The 15190-nt window shown below is 37.7% G+C and carries 14 protein-coding genes and 2 pseudogenes; 5 read left to right on the top strand and 11 right to left on the bottom strand.

What is annotated here, in order from left to right:
- Nucleotides 1-92: 92 nt before the first annotated feature.
- Complete coding sequence (locus ME5_RS09935; protein ID WP_008040713.1) at nt 93-479, top strand: hypothetical protein; 387 nt, start codon at nt 93-95, stop codon at nt 477-479.
- Nucleotides 480-614: 135 nt separating this feature from the next.
- The gene (gene mscL, locus ME5_RS09940; protein WP_008040715.1) at nt 615-1055 is read left to right on the top strand and encodes a large conductance mechanosensitive channel protein MscL; all 441 of its coding nucleotides are present in this window, start codon (nt 615-617) and stop codon (nt 1053-1055) included.
- Between the two features lie 202 nt (nt 1056-1257).
- Here mscL and ME5_RS09945 read toward each other — a convergent pair whose 3' ends face one another.
- The 10 genes and pseudogenes from ME5_RS09945 to ME5_RS10920 form a co-directional block, all read right to left on the bottom strand.
- Nucleotides 1258-3678, bottom strand: coding sequence for a PAS domain-containing sensor histidine kinase (locus ME5_RS09945; RefSeq protein ID WP_008040717.1), 2421 nt, complete (start codon nt 3676-3678; stop codon nt 1258-1260).
- Between the two features lie 177 nt (nt 3679-3855).
- Entirely contained in the window at nt 3856-6942 is a 3087-nt protein-coding gene (locus ME5_RS09950) for a DNA translocase FtsK (RefSeq protein ID WP_008040719.1), read from the bottom strand.
- A gap of 146 nt (nt 6943-7088) precedes the next feature.
- Complete coding sequence (locus tag ME5_RS09955) at nt 7089-7277, bottom strand: hypothetical protein (RefSeq protein ID WP_035000365.1); 189 nt, start codon at nt 7275-7277, stop codon at nt 7089-7091.
- A gap of 9 nt (nt 7278-7286) precedes the next feature.
- Nucleotides 7287-7445, bottom strand: coding sequence for a hypothetical protein (locus ME5_RS10700; RefSeq protein ID WP_196793581.1), 159 nt, complete (start codon nt 7443-7445; stop codon nt 7287-7289).
- A gap of 15 nt (nt 7446-7460) precedes the next feature.
- Nucleotides 7461-7640, bottom strand: a complete 180-nt coding sequence (locus ME5_RS09960) for a hypothetical protein (protein ID WP_035000364.1) — start codon at nt 7638-7640, stop codon at nt 7461-7463.
- A gap of 66 nt (nt 7641-7706) precedes the next feature.
- Entirely contained in the window at nt 7707-7970 is a 264-nt protein-coding gene (locus ME5_RS09965) for an aldehyde dehydrogenase family protein (protein ID WP_008040721.1), read from the bottom strand.
- A gap of 18 nt (nt 7971-7988) precedes the next feature.
- Entirely contained in the window at nt 7989-8195 is a 207-nt protein-coding gene (locus ME5_RS09970) for a hypothetical protein (RefSeq protein ID WP_008040723.1), read from the bottom strand.
- 3 nt (nt 8196-8198) lie between these two features.
- Nucleotides 8199-8858 carry an aldehyde dehydrogenase family protein gene (locus ME5_RS09975; protein WP_008040724.1) on the bottom strand — a complete coding sequence of 220 codons (660 nt, stop codon included), beginning with the start codon at nt 8856-8858 and terminating at the stop codon, nt 8199-8201.
- A gap of 250 nt (nt 8859-9108) precedes the next feature.
- Nucleotides 9109-9468: pseudogene (locus tag ME5_RS09980) on the bottom strand (proline dehydrogenase family protein); the annotation flags it as partial.
- Nucleotides 9469-9606: 138 nt separating this feature from the next.
- Nucleotides 9607-9741 (bottom strand): hypothetical protein, encoded by a 135-nt coding sequence (locus ME5_RS10920; RefSeq protein WP_008040726.1) that lies wholly within the window; start codon nt 9739-9741, stop codon nt 9607-9609.
- 196 nt (nt 9742-9937) lie between these two features.
- Here ME5_RS10920 and ME5_RS10995 point away from each other — a divergent pair.
- A pseudogene (locus tag ME5_RS10995) lies at nt 9938-10003 on the top strand (winged helix-turn-helix transcriptional regulator); the annotation flags it as partial.
- Nucleotides 10004-10335: 332 nt separating this feature from the next.
- Here the strand turns inward: ME5_RS10995 and proP are convergent.
- On the bottom strand, nt 10336-11802 hold the full coding sequence (proP, locus tag ME5_RS09990; RefSeq protein ID WP_008040727.1) for a glycine betaine/L-proline transporter ProP: 1467 nt from the start codon (nt 11800-11802) through the stop codon (nt 10336-10338).
- 726 nt (nt 11803-12528) lie between these two features.
- Between proP and ME5_RS09995 the strand changes: the two genes are divergently transcribed.
- Nucleotides 12529-13959 (top strand): aldehyde dehydrogenase family protein, encoded by a 1431-nt coding sequence (locus ME5_RS09995; protein WP_008040728.1) that lies wholly within the window; start codon nt 12529-12531, stop codon nt 13957-13959.
- 212 nt (nt 13960-14171) lie between these two features.
- Nucleotides 14172-15173, top strand: a complete 1002-nt coding sequence (locus tag ME5_RS10000; RefSeq protein ID WP_196793575.1) for an RluA family pseudouridine synthase — start codon at nt 14172-14174, stop codon at nt 15171-15173.
- Nucleotides 15174-15190 lie beyond the last annotated feature (17 nt).

Genomic DNA, 15190 nt, shown 5'->3' on the forward strand with positions numbered 1-15190 from the left:
CAAATGCCTTTTACGAACAGGTTTCCAATTTCCAATAAAAAAACTATAATCATGAGGTTTATATAAATTCATATAAGGTGAAAAGGATAGATATGAAAATCTCTTTTTTATTTAAATCAATTGGTATCATCGGTTTTATAATTTTGCTTTATCCTTTTAATGCCATAGCCAACGAAAACCGTTTTCATTTCGAAAAAAGAAATAATAGCTTCATTCGCTTTGACGGCAAAACGGGGGCTATCGACATGTGCTCAGAAGAAAAGGGTACAATTCAATGCATCGTGTCAGACGATCAACGTTCTCTATATGAAAGAGAAATAGAGGATTTGAAACAAAAAATTTCTGATCTTAAAAAAAATAATGAAAATACTTCTCATCGCTTACCAAACAGAGAAGAGCTTGATCAAGCTTATGATACTATGAAGTATTTTTTCAATAGATTCCAAAACGATTTAAGCGGTGAAAATTTTAAAAAGTGAAATAAAAAAGTATTGAAATCTGTATCTAAAAGTGCTGATTCAAAAATTGGGGTTTTCTTTTTATTTTTGTGTTCTAAATTTTAAAAAGCCGATTAATAAACTTAGAAGATTTTTTCACAACTGACTGGGGATTTTATGTTAAAAGAATTTAAAGAATTTGCACTTAAAGGCAATGTCGTTGATTTGGCTGTCGGTGTTATCATTGGTGGTGCATTTACAGGATTAGTCAACTCCATCGTCAATGATATTTTAATGCCCGTTATCGGTTGGATCACTGGCGGTATAGACTTTTCTAATATGTTTATTCAACTTTCAGGGGAACAACAATCCACTTTAGCTGCAGCCAAAGAAGTTGGCGCGACAATTGCCTATGGTAATTTCATTACCTTATTGATTAATTTTCTTATTGTCGCATGGGTTCTATTCTTTGTTATTAAAGGAATAAATGCTTTAAGACGTAAAGCGGAAGAAAATTTTGAAACACCTGGAGCTGAAACAACACCGGAACCAGCACCTGTGCCTCGCGATGAACAATTATTAGCAGAAATTCGCGATCTTTTAGCAGCTCAAAAATAAGAAAAAATAAAAGATTCAATCTTTAAAAAAGAGCAAACACTTTGATAGGTTCATTTGTTTGCTTTTTTATCTTTAAAGCATGAATCCCTCAATTTAAAAGATCATTATTTAACCCAATCACGCATGTTGCGTAAATTAATGACTTAAATGTGTCATGTCACGTGTGATTTTGTTTTCAAAAAGAAGATGAATTTCGATAACATTAATTCTTATGAACGGTAGGAAAAAACATTTCTATTGTTGTCCCTCTATAGGGCTTTGAAAGCAATAAAAAGCGACCACCATTGTTCTCAACCAGAGACTTTGATGTTGGAAGACCAAGGCCCGTGCCGATAAAAACATCATCGCCTGTGCGCCCATCTTTTCGCGCCACTTGCATAAAAGGTTGGAGTGCTTTTGTCATTTCTTCTGCTGTCATGCCAATCCCGTTATCAGAAACTGAAATCTTCACCTCATGATTGCTGGTTAGAGCAGCATGGATAACAATGCGTCCACCAGACGGAGTAAAACGAATAGCGTTTGATAATAAATTTAATAAAATTTGTCGAAGCTCTTGTGCATCAATGACAAAACTTGGCAATGTCTTAGGTGCGATAATACGTATTGTAATTCCATTATCATTGGCTTGTTGTTCTAAAAATGCAACTGATTTCCGCAATTGTTCAACTACATCAAAAGAAACATCTGGCTTTCGTTTTTGTGAACGAATATAATCATTATGTCCAATTTTAGCTTGTTCAAGAAAACGGTTAACCAAAGTCAAAATATGACTTCCTGAAGAAACAATATCATGCACGTATCCACGATAACGCTTGTTTCCAATGGCTCCAAAACGTTCTTCATACATCATTTGCGCAAAACCAATCATTGCATTAAGTGGTGTACGAATTTCATGCATGGTTTGGTTAAATGCCAGATTATTTATGTCGGGATCATGGGATGCGGCAAGCGTTGTCATATCTCGCAAGAGAGCTGCATAACCCTGTGAGGGCGCCAAAGGAACGACTGTCACAAAAACATCAATCAAGCGTTGATCTTTACACAAAATTTCTGCCTTTTCTCCACGGTTAAAGAAGTGATGGTTTTGCGTCTTTAAAAGTGCATGAATGTAAGTTTTCAATGTGTCTTTGGTAGAGAGGCTAAAAACCACGGATAAGTCTTTCCCAACAAGATCATCTGTTTCATATCCAGATAAAGCAGATGCTGCTGCACTAAGAGATTCGATCACACCTTCTTCATTTAAAAGAACCACGCCATCACTTGCCGTATCAAGAAGATTCAACAAGGTCTCACGATCAAAAAGTGAGGAAACATCTCCCTGACTTTTAAGACCAGAAACTGCTTGTGTCTCGATTGTTTCTTCCTGCTTAGAAGTAATTGTTTCAAAGAAACGATCCCCCATCAGAGGTGTGTCCAAAATTTTCTGCTTATTAGTTTCAGACTTAACTGTTTCTTGAGCGATAGTTTTATCGCTGTCTGAAACTTGGCTATGATGCAGATCATGACGTAAACGTTCCGCAATTTCGCGAAAAGCAGACCGTTCTGAATAGGAAAGGCCACTTTGTTTTTCGCTATGATGATCTCCGTCTTCAGCACCATTTTTCACTTCAAAATTACTGGTTAAATCTTGATTGTGAATATTTTGAATACTCAAAATTTTTCCTACACCACGAAAGCCCGCAAACGTTCCATCGTTTAAGAATATAGGAACACCCGATAAGAAGACGCGCATTTTTGCGCCATTAAATGTGCCTTTAACATTCAAAGCAATATTTTCCCATGACAAATGCTGATCTATACTATCAGCCAATTGATCCAAATCTTTTCGTTCAAATATTGCGGTTAAATAAGAAAAATCTTGCCCAATTAAGTCTATTGTACGACAGTCATCATTCAAATTAACAGGGAGTGATATAGCCGTAAAACGTCCAGACTGATCCATCGTCCATGTAATTTTTTTTGAATGATTTTTGACATCTTTATAAGCGTTATCTTGATGCTTATTATAGTTAAGCATATTTTTTTCAGCATGAGAAACACGCACAAAAAGCGCCAAGTATAATGAAGGTGCATTTTGTAAACGTATTAAACTAAGCTGTATCTTTTCATTTTTTTGCGACAAAAGAGTTTTTATTGGTGAATCATGATCTAGCGATTGTACCAATATAGCAAGAGAGGAATTATCGCTTATAAAATGATTTGTAGAAGCGATTACTTCTCCATCACTCTTTAATATTGCGGCAGACAATCCTTCATCTTCAAACCCTTGTATAAGAGCCTCAGGTGCTTTTAGCACAGATTTCTTTTTTGCCTGCGCTAAAATAACTCGACCATAATTTGGAGCATCAATATAAGATAATAAGAATATAGCAGATTTATGAAGACCGCGTAAACTTACAGGAAAATGCGACTTGGCACCATTTTCAATTTGACGACTTGTAATGCGATCAAAAAAGGAAGAGCGTTCAAGAGCAGAAGTGAGTTTTTTAAACCCAAAAAACTCTGCAGCTTCACCGTCAAGCCATAACAATTCACGTCCGCTTACATCACAAACAAAAGCGGCCCCTTCATGCATAAAAGCATCTTTAATTTCAACAGACTGTAAAAAATCAAGAAATGCCAACTGGCTCTCCCATATTTATTTTTCGCTTTTACTTTATACTATATAGAAAATTTATTGAAAAACAAAAAGAGATTATGGTTGACGTAAAAAATGCCTCATAAAATTGTTTTGAATGCATATGTGAAAATGCGCACGAAATTGTGCGCATTTTGAAACTATACACAAAAGAAAAAAACGTTAACCTTCAAGTTCATGACGACCATTGATCAAAATTTCTCGCTTGCCGACATGATTTGCAGCACCAACGATCCCCTCTTCTTCCATACGTTCGACAAGTGATGCAGCCTTATTATAACCAATTGAAAGGCGTCGCTGAATGTAAGATGTTGAACATTTTTTATCACGCATAACAATTTTAACCGCTTGCAAATAAAGCTCTTCTCCATCTTCACCGCTATTGTTTGCTGCAACAATATCGGCAATTGAACCTGCCTCATCAATCGTGTCTTCACCATCATCCCCATCAGTTACTGTCGCCAAATAATCTGGTGTTCCTTGAGTTTTAAGATGTGCAACAACTTGCTCCACTTCCTCATCAGAAACAAATGGCCCATGAACACGTACAATGCGTCCACCACCTACCATATGCAACATATCACCTTGACCAAGCAAAGTTTCTGCGCCCTGCTCTCCCAATATCGTACGACTATCAATTTTTGACGTGACTTGAAATGAAATTCGTGTAGGAAAATTCGCTTTAATCGTCCCAGTAATCACATCAACTGAAGGGCGTTGCGTTGCCATAATTAAGTGGATACCCGCAGCACGCGCCATTTGCGCCAAACGCTGAATAGCCCCCTCAATTTCCTTACCAGCAACCATCATAAGGTCTGCCATTTCATCAACAATGACAACAATATAAGGCAATTTTGCAAGATCCATTGCCTCTTCATGATAAAGCATCTCACCTGTCTCTTTGTCAAAACCCGATTGAACCGTACACATAATGGTTTCACCTTTTTCGGCTGCAGCAGCAACGCGACTATTAAAACCATCAATATTACGCACACCAAGTTTCGCCATTTTACGATAGCGATCTTCCATCTCACGTACAGCCCATTTGAGCGCTGTAACAGCTTTTTTAGGATCCGTGACCACTGGTGTTAAAAGATGAGGAATTCCATCGTAAATCGAAAGCTCTAACATTTTCGGGTCTACCATAATCAATCGGCATTGATCTGGGCTCATTCGATAAAGTAAGGACAAGATCATCGTATTTATGGCAACCGATTTACCCGATCCTGTAGTTCCAGCAACAAGAAGATGAGGCATTTTTGCAAGTTCTGCAATGACTGGTTCACCGCCAATGCTTTTGCCTAAAGCAAGGGCAAGCTTATAATTGCTCTCTTGAAAAGCCTTTGATTGGATAAGTTCACGCAGATAAACCGTATCACGTACACTGTTTGGCAATTCAATACCGATGACATTGCGTCCTGGTATGACAGCAACACGCGCCGAGATTGCAGACATAGAGCGTGCAATATCATCAGAAAGTCCTATAACTCTAGAAGACTTCACACCCGCAGCTGGTTCAAATTCATACATTGTGACGACTGGCCCCGGGCGCACATGAATAATTTCGCCTTTCACACCAAAATCTTCCAAAACACTTTCTAATAGTCCTGCACTGCGCTCAAGCGTTTCTTGAGATATAATGGCTCCATCATTATAAACAGGTTTTTGCAGTAATTCGATTGATGGAAATTGATAGGGTCCATATGTTTTTGCTGTTGGGCTTGCCATAAATGCAGGGTTTAATGATCGAAATGGTGCACCAGCTGCAGATTTTGTCACAGCACAAGCAGTATGATTTTGTACATCCGCATGTTTGTTTTCAACAACCGGCGTGTCGTCGATTGCATTTTCGATAGATTGTTCTTCTAAGTTTTGATCTTCGACTTTTGAAGATAGAGAAAATTTTTTCACAGAATGATCCTCTTCACAATCATTGCCAGGCTTACAATCAATATCACACTTTTCTTCAAACGCTTGATCTGTCAGTTTATTTTTTTCTTGAGAACCATCTGTTTCTTGTATCTTATCAGATAAATCACTTTTGCTATTTTCTTGAACTGATATTTCACCCACACTTTGTTCTGGCATTCTATGTGCAGTTGATCTTTCTTCCGATAAAACAATGGGGTTTTCATCTAAAGCCACTTGGCTCTTTGATGGTGCCACAACGTCAAGATTATCAATAACATTATGAACAGTTTGTTCTGTTATACTCACCTCATTCTTATCATCAGAGGATTCCATTTTGTGATGATCATTTTTTTCATCTGTTATAATAGAGTCGAGATGAGTTTTTAAGGGGAAACGACATTCAAGAACACGATATAAATCAGTGATTGATGGGTCTTGCTGAATGTTGTCTTGCGTCACTGTTTTTGAATGCATTCTTTGACAAGACATACCTTCAGATGTTGCTATCTGTGCTGTTTTCTTCAAACTCGTTTTACTATGATCTTTTCTTTCAACAGAATGATCAAAAGCTTTTTCAACACTGTCATCTATATAAGAAAAACCAAGCTCAAAAAATGCTGAATCAGAAAGATAGGCTGAGATCATTAAAGTAGATGTTGACTTTTTATCCTTTTCACCTTTCTCAGATATATAAAAAGCCCCAGTCATGCTATGATCTTCATTTTCATCAAATTTTAAATCATTTTTATCTTTAAAACGTGTAGTTTCCTTTATCATTACGGTTGTTTGTAAAGTTTCCTCAAAGGTGTGTTGTTGCGTTTCCAGCGCAAGATTGTTAGAAAAAGACTCATCATTTTTAATGACATTTTGTCTAGTATTTTCATTCTGTTTAGATGATTTTTCCCTTTTATCTTCATCATAGTGATGCGATGATGTCATGCTTATTGCATTCAAACATTCATCACCATTTGTGGCTTTGACCTGTTGTGGTTCTATCACTTCTATATGGGATGAAGACGCTTTTTGTGCTGCGTCTTTTTTTGCTTCTTCAAACGCTTTGTATTTTTGCGCAAAAGCGGGATCATTTTCGATTCGTCGGCGCAAAAGCTCGACTTCTGGTGTCCGTGTAAAACGAACATTATCCGTTAATGCAAAAGCTTTTTTCCAAACGGTTGGATAGGCAAGCTCTGCCGATTTATCAGAGGTGATGACGCTATTATTATCATCTTTCGTTTCTTTAATCTTTGGACAGGCTTCGTTCGATAATGAATTTATTTTTAAATTACGCATGATACTCAAACTAACTTTAGGGCAATGATCAACATTGCCATCTGACATTTTCAAATGCTGATGTTAGAGTGTGAAGGTTAATAAGTTTTTGCCAAATCAAATTTATTGATAGAAAAGAAGCAAAAAAATTAAATTTAAAATTTTGCTTCTTTTTCTTCATTGGTTAAACAACACTTTTGCTTTAAGTGCAAAACCTAATCACTTATGGCCATTAAACTGGCGTTGCCACCAGCGACCGTTGTGTTTATTAAAATAACCACTTCTTCACCCAATAAATTCAACTGATAGAGCATATTGGATTGGGAAAGCGGACTGCTCTCATGGCTTTTGTTAAAGCATGTTTGCGTTAAAATAAGTTGATCGGTAAGGCGAGAAATCCTCATTTGAATATCTTAAATCCGTTCATTATTGCCTTCAATCAAACAACCGGCATAGGGCCTGTGGGCTTCATAGTTGTCTGTCCAAATCATTCTTGATAAAAGAGCTTCAGGAAGGGTTTCAAAAAACGGACTGAGCTTTGTTAATGAATTAATGACAAGATGATTGCCCATGCAAAGCGCGCTGCATCATTGTTCTATAAGACCTTTTTCTGTTTGAGGAAACAGTAAAATTTTAACTCTTGGTTTAATGCGATAGCGGTTTTCTTCCTCAACAGGCACTGGCAAGTCAAGCTCCATGCCTAAAAATGATTGGCTTTTTAAAAACCGCATTGCAGCGGCATCTTTAAGCCTTTTTCTTTCAACCACGCAATGAAAGCTGTCAATCCTTCATCAGTGCTTTGTCCTAAAGGCATATCAAGTGTCGGCGCTGTCTCAACCAGACGATTTAAATAAAAGGAACCGCCCGCTTTGGGTCCTGTTCTTGAAAGGAACGCGTCCACCAAATGGCTGCAGCCCCACAACCGCACCAACAACATTGCGATTAATATAGATATTACCAACACGAATTTGGTGTAATACTTGATCGATTGTTTCATCAATACGTGTATGAAGACTAAAGGTTAGTCCATATCCTGTAGCGTGAATACCATCAATAATATGTGCCATTTCATCAAGTTTGAAACGAAGAACATGCAAAACAGGACCAAAAACTTCTCATTTTAAACTGTTTACGGAAGAAATTTCAATTAATGTTGGTCTGATAAAAGTGCCGTTATTTATTGCATCACCATGGTCAATTTGTTCAAAAGCACAACCCGAAGCACGCATTATCTTTATATATTGTGCAAGATTATTGTGTGCTTCATCACTAATGACAGGTCCAACATCAATTCCGATATTGTCTGTTGAAACAACGCGCAATTCTTACATTGCACCTTTAAGCATTGTTAAAATATTGTCAGCAACATCGTCTTGCAAACAAAGCAGCCGCAATGCAGAACATCGCTGTCCTCCACTATCAAAAGCCGAAGCAATTACATCATCAACCAATTGTTCCGCTAAAGCTGAAGAATCAACAATCATGGCATTTCGTCCCCCTGTTTCAGCAATTAAAGGAACAAATTTTCCTGATGGCGCAAATCGTGAGGCCAATTCTTTTTGAATAGAACGAACAACCTGCGTTGATCCTGTAAATAAAACGGCAGCAATTTGATCACAACCTACCAATGCTGCACCAATATTTCCATCATCTGGCACCAATTGCAAAGCGTATTCTGGACAACCTGCCTCATAAAGAAGCTTAACTGCTTGTGCTGCAATTAACGGACTTTCTTCTGCAGGTTTTGCCAACACAATATTGCCTGTAACAAGTGCAGCAATAATTTGACCCATGAAAATTGCCAATGGAAAAGTCCAAGGACTTATGCACACAACCACACCGAAAGCTTGATGAGACGTGGTGAGGGTGCGACGCGCTTGCGAGGCATAAAAGCGCAAGAAGTCGATTGCCTCTCTTACTTCTGAAAGTGCATTGGGTAAAAATTTTCCAGCTTGACGCATGATTAAGGGTAAAAGAGTAGACATTCTTGATTAAAGAAGATCGGCCGTCTTCTCTAAAATATCAGCGCGTTTTTCAGCAGACAAACTGGCCCATTTGAAAGCATAAGTTGCCGCTTTTTTAGCCATTATACGCGCTTGATTTTCATCAACCTCAAAAATTCGCCCAACACAAGCATCTTTATAACCAGGATTAATAATGAGACGTCCCTCATGCGTTATTTTTATAGAGGTTAAACAGGCTTGCCATTTTTCATCAACACTCTTTCGAAATGCTTTACTTAAAATCGAGTGTCATTTCATTTGAAAGGTCAAATCCTTGTGATTTTTTTCGCTCACTGCCAAAAATCTGCTCAGGCAATAAAATCTCAGAATGAGAAGCACCACGATCAACCAAAGCACGCGCATGATCAACAGTATCTTCAATTAAATCCATAATGCTTACATTTGGATCACCAATACGATTGGCAAAAGAGGCATTCGCACCATTTTCCAGTAAACGTCTCACCAAATACGCTAGCAAAGTTTCATGTGTGCCAACGGGGGCATAAATACATGCCGGCCGTGCTAATTTGTCTTGACCGACAACTTCTTTATAAAGTGCTTCACCCATTCCATGAAGACATTGAAATTCATATTGATCTTCTTGAAAATGTTTAGGCTCTCAAATGATAAATCGTGGCCACTGTTTGTGCATTATTTGTTGCAAATTGTGCAAAAACAGCATGGGCACTGCTAATAATTTTTTTGAGCAAGCAATATAGGAAATATCCGTTTAAGCTTTACGCGTAAAAACAGAAAAATCTTTTAACCCTTCTACTTGCGTTTCTTTAATTTCTGCATCCCAAAAAGCCGTTTGTTCTGAAATTGGCGGCGCAAAATTTGAAAAGGATTTCATTGCTGTTGTCATTCATCATCCTCCACATAAACACTATCAAACTTTGTCAGTTATAGGTGTTGTATTTTTGAGCGTGACTATAGCAAAGACAAAAATTTACTTATTGCATAAATAATGCTTAATACTAGTAAAATAAGCTGTATATTTTATAAAGTATTGGCAATTATCTTACAATGACAAAGAAAAATAGTGAAATCGACAAAATGATAATCGTATCATTGATCTTTTGGTTGAAAATGGGCGTATATCTATAACTGAGCTTGCTAAAAAGTAGGATTATCGAAAACGCCAATTTAATTGCGCCTTAAACGACTGATTGATGTAGGGTATATAACAGATTTTTATGCAGCACTAAATCTTGAAATAATGTGGCTTGATCATATCGCTTTTGCAGAAGTGAAGTTATCTAATACGTGTGAACGGGCCTGGAACGCCTTTAATGATGCGGTGCAAAAATACGAACAAGTAATATTCGACGATATCGTATTGCTTTAGGAGAAAAATTTAGGCTTTGCCGTTTGTGGCCAATATATCAACATTTTTTATCGTGCAAAGTGTCATTGATGCAGGTTTCAGGCGCTGAACAAACAGCGCCTGAAATTTTATCTAATTCAGTTTTGGATGTTGATCGACTAAGTTTTGTCGTTGTTCTTCAAGGTCAGAAATCTTTTCCTCAAGAACACTAACCTGATCTTCAATATTATCAAAATGTTCTTTTAAGACTTCTTTTGCTTCTGACTTAGAAGAGGCAATTGGTGGCGCATCCATTAAAGGTCGATTAGCGGTCTCCGGAACACTCACTGCTGTAATAAAACCAAATACAGCAACAACCATCAAATAATATGCCGGCATATAAAGAGAACCCGTTGATTCAACCAACCAAGCAGCAACAGGCGGTGTAATACCAGCTATAAATACGGCAATGTTAAAGCAAATAGCGAGTGTCCTAAATCTGACATCTGTTGGAAAAAGTGCTGGTAAAATAGAAGCCATAATACCAATAAAACAGGATAAAATGACGGCTAAAATACCAATACCCAAACTAATATAGATCACATCCTCATGTTGAATCATCCAAAAACAAGGATAGGCAGAAAAGAGCAGTGCCACTGAGCCAAAATAGAGAAATGGTTTGCGACCAATTTTATCACTAACAAAACCAATGATAGGCTGAAGACAAAGCATGAAAACCATTACAATAATAACAATTCGCACACCGTGCTCATCACTATATCCAAGATTAACAGAAAGATAATTTGGCAAATATGTAAGTAGCATATAGTAAATCGTATTTGTAGAAATAACCAAGCAGCAGCTTATAGCAATACCGCCCAAATTATTTCGAAAAATTTCACCGATTGAGGTCGTATTATCCTCACCTGCTTCCTGTGCTTCAAATGCTGGTGATTCATCAAGAGATTTACGCAAATAAAGACCGATCAAACCTAAAGGTAATGAAAGAAGAAATGGAATGCGCCATCCCCACTCATTCATTCCTGCATCTCCAATAATCGAATAGATAACCGAAACAACAAGTGCACCAACAAGAAACCCAGCGGTTGATCCAAAATCAAGCCAACTTGCCATAAAACCGCGCTTTCTATCAGGTGAATATTCACCGACAAAAACAACCGCTCCCGCATATTCTCCACCAACGGAAAGACCTTGGATCACTTTCGCTAAAATTAACAAAATAGGCGCAATGATACCAATTGTTTGATAAGAGGGAATAATCCCTATACAAAAGGTACTTGCCGACATCAAAATAATGGTGAATGATAAAATGTTTTTGCGTCCATATTTATCACCCAAATAACCAAATATAGCGCCACCTAAGGGGCGAAAGAGAAATGGTACAGAAAATGTTGCTAGTGATGCAATTAACTGTATTGATGGGGGTGCGGCCGCAAAAAAGGTACGGCCAATAATAACGGCAAGAAAACCGTAAACACTAAAATCAAACCATTCAACTGCATTGCCAAGACCTGAAGCGGTAATAACTTTACGCAATTCCTTATTTTCAACAATCGGTATATCTTTCACCGTTAGCGGTTGTTGTGTCGTTTCTGACATATGTTCTTCCTTACATTTCAACACGCCCGACTTCAGCGCGTTTTACAATGCTTAAAAATAAGCACTCTTCCATGACGATTTTCATGCATAATGGTCTTATAATGAGACAGCTTTGCTAGAGCGCGCCAAAAACGCGCTTTTTTGCGAATTTTCAATATCGACATTTACTGCTTCATCTCGCTAAATTAAAATACACTGGGAACGGGCAATAATGCCCCAGTGGTAAACCGTAAAGCACGGCAATCATCACTCAAAGTGGGGTATGATATCCTATTATTGTTGTCGCTACCCCAATACATCGCGTATTATAAGGAGAACCAAGACAATGGCAAGCTTTTTTGCTAAAAAGTGCAAAAATTTAGCATAATAAAAGGTTGAAAAACAGTTTTTAATCTTTAAAATAAAACCCATAAAGGTCATCAAATTTTTTAAAAAAAAATAATAAATTCAAAAGTTTAAAAAATATTTTTTTAAAAAAAAACAAAATTTATCAACAAAAGAGATATTTTGATCATTTTTGTTCAAATAATAATCAAAAAAAGGCTATTTTTATTTCTCAATGACGTTTAAACATATCGCTTTTTAATCATTTTCTTTCATGAATAAGGCTACATATAAGAGTCTCCATTTCAGCCTATTTTGATCTAAAGAGCGTATTCTTATTGGTCAAAAGCATAAGCTGCTATATACTCTTTGAAAAAAGAAATCATTGAAGGAGAGAATAAGATGTTAGAAAAACGTGAATTTTACATTGACGGACAATGGATTGCCCCCCTCGAAAAAAATGATTTAACTGTTATTGATCCTTCGACCGAAGAGGTTTGCGCTATCATCAGTAATGGAAGTTCCAAAGATACCGATAAGGCTGTTAGCGCTGCAAAAGGCTCATTTGACCAATGGAAAAATACGCCAAGAGATGAGCGTCTTTCTTATGTTAAAAAAATATTGGACATTTATAATCGCCGTAAAGATGAAATGGCAAAAGCAATTTCATTAGAAATGGGCGCGCCAATTGATATGGCTCTTCAATCACAAGCAGAAGCTGGTGCAAAACATATTGAAACATTTATTAAAAATTTTGATCAATTCAAATTTGAGCAAGAACTAAATAAAGGGCAATCAGATAGCCGTCTTACCTATGAAGCTATCGGCGTTGTCGCATTGATAACTCCATGGAATTGGCCAATGAACCAGGTCACATTAAAAGTTATTCCTGCTTTATTGGCTGGATGCACCATGGTTTTGAAACCGTCAGAAATCGCCCCTCTTTCCTCAATGCTTTTGGCTGAAATTATCGATGAGGCTGGCGTTCCTGCTGGTGTTTTTAATCTGGTCAATGGTGATGGAGAAGGTGTTGGAAGCCATCTTTCAAGTCACCCAGATATCGAAATGATTAGTTTTACAGGCTCCACGCGTGCAGGAAAAGCAATATCTAAAAATGCGGCTGAAACCTTAAAGCGCGTTTGTCTTGAATTGGGAGGAAAAGGCGCAAACATCATTTTTTCTGATGCTGATAAACAAGCGGTCGAACGTGGTGTTCGCCATTGTTTTAATAATAGCGGCCAAAGCTGTAATGCACCAACGCGTATGATGGTTGAACGTTCAATTTATGAACAAACGGTCGAAAACGCCAAATTGATTGCAGAACAAATACAGGTTGCATCTGCCCATAATAAGGGAAATCATATCGGCCCTGTCGTCTCAAAAACGCAATATGACAAAATTCAAGATCTTATCCAATCTGGTATTGACGAAGGCGCTGTTCTTATTACAGGCGGCACAGGACTACCTGCGGATATGAATCGTGGCTATTTCGTACGACCTACTGTATTTGCTCATGTCAAACCAGATATGCGCATTTTCAAAGAAGAAATTTTTGGTCCTGTCTTGTCTATCATGCCTTTTGATAGCGAAGAAGAAGTAATTGCCTTAGCCAATGATACGCAATATGGTCTGACGAATTATATTCAAACACAAAATCAAGAAAAATATCAACATATTGCGCGAAATTTGCGTTCTGGCATGGTGGAAATTAACGGAAAAAGTTTGCCAAGTGGCAGTTTTTTTGGTGGTGTAAAATATTCAGGCAGAGCAAGAGAAGGTGGCATTTGGGGCATTGAGGAATTTCTTGACAGTAAAGCGATATCGCTATGGTAAAAGGCGCATACATTTCAACATTTCGAAACACTTACAATTTGCTCTCTCCATAGCAAAGATAATTTGCTGTCATCAAACACAAAAATTGCGCAGTTATGAAAAATTTATTGCGCAATAATTCAAGACAGGTAAGACAAATCAATATTCGTTCTTAAGTATATTATAATAATGAGTTTAGGGAAATATTTGTGCCGAATACTGTAACAAGCAATATCACTTATCTCTTAAGTGATGAAAGCGCTAAGGGTCAACGTATTGATCAATGGCTTTCTAAACAATTACAAGCAGATTATTCACGTTCACGCTTACAAGCACTTATTCGGCAAGGACAAATAAAAATTGACAATGTTGTCGTGCTTGAACCGAAAATAAAATTACGTGGAGGTGAAAATATTCAACTGAATTTGCCACCACTTCTTGATGCTGAACCACAAGGGGAAAACATCCCTCTCGACATTCTTTATGAAGATAATGATATTATTGTTGTGAATAAGCCAGCAGGTCTTGTCGTCCATCCAGGTAATGGAAACACCACAGGCACCATGGTCAACGCACTTATTTTTCATTGCGGTCATTCACTCTCTGGCATTGGTGGCGTTAAACGTCCAGGCATTGTCCATCGGCTTGATAAAGATACCAGCGGCGTCATGGTTGTCGCCAAAAATGATAATGCACATAAAAATTTAAGTGAACAATTTGCCGATCATGGGCGCAGTGGCGCATTAAAACGTCAATATCACGCACTAATCTGGGGCACACTTGAGCGTGGACGTGGACGCATAGAAACGCATTTAGGACGCTCACAAAGTGATAGAACACGCCAAGCTGTTGTGTCATCAACAAGATCTGATGCACGCTATGCCGTAACACATTTTCATATATTAGAAAAATTTGGCACTAAAAACGATGCAACAGCCGTAGCTAGTCTTGTAGAATGTCAACTGGAAACGGGGCGAACTCATCAAATTCGTGTTCATATGGCTCATATAGGGCATCCGCTGATTGGCGACATGGATTATGGTCGTGCCTACAAAACAAAAACCAACAAGCTAGATGAAGCAATTCGCAATCGTGTTGAATGTTTCTCAAGACAAGCACTTCATGCTGCAAGTCTGACATTTACGCATCCATCAAATGGAGATATTATGCACTTTCAAAGCGATATTCCAAAAGATATGGCGGCTTTAATTGAGGTTTTTCGTTTGATCGAATGAAACTATTTTTAATCTCG

The organism is Bartonella tamiae Th239, from assembly GCF_000278275.1.
GTDB classification, from domain to species: domain Bacteria; phylum Pseudomonadota; class Alphaproteobacteria; order Rhizobiales; family Rhizobiaceae; genus Bartonella; species Bartonella tamiae.

What these genes read in the sequence shown, in the direction of transcription:
- ME5_RS09975 (WP_008040724.1), bottom strand. Translation starts at nt 8,858, where the DNA reads ATGTCTACTCTTTTACCCTTAATCATGCGTCAAGCTGGAAAATTTTTA.
- ME5_RS10700 (WP_196793581.1), bottom strand. Translation starts at nt 7,445, where the DNA reads ATGGGCAATCATCTTGTCATTAATTCATTAACAAAGCTCAGTCCGTTT.
- ME5_RS09955 (WP_035000365.1), bottom strand. Translation starts at nt 7,277, where the DNA reads ATGAGGATTTCTCGCCTTACCGATCAACTTATTTTAACGCAAACATGC.
- mscL (WP_008040715.1), top strand. Translation starts at nt 615, where the DNA reads ATGTTAAAAGAATTTAAAGAATTTGCACTTAAAGGCAATGTCGTTGAT.
- proP (WP_008040727.1), bottom strand. Translation starts at nt 11,802, where the DNA reads ATGTCAGAAACGACACAACAACCGCTAACGGTGAAAGATATACCGATT.
- ME5_RS09950 (WP_008040719.1), bottom strand. Translation starts at nt 6,942, where the DNA reads ATGTCAGATGGCAATGTTGATCATTGCCCTAAAGTTAGTTTGAGTATC.
- ME5_RS09935 (WP_008040713.1), top strand. Translation starts at nt 93, where the DNA reads ATGAAAATCTCTTTTTTATTTAAATCAATTGGTATCATCGGTTTTATA.
- ME5_RS09995 (WP_008040728.1), top strand. Translation starts at nt 12,529, where the DNA reads ATGTTAGAAAAACGTGAATTTTACATTGACGGACAATGGATTGCCCCC.
- ME5_RS10920 (WP_008040726.1), bottom strand. Translation starts at nt 9,741, where the DNA reads ATGACAACAGCAATGAAATCCTTTTCAAATTTTGCGCCGCCAATTTCA.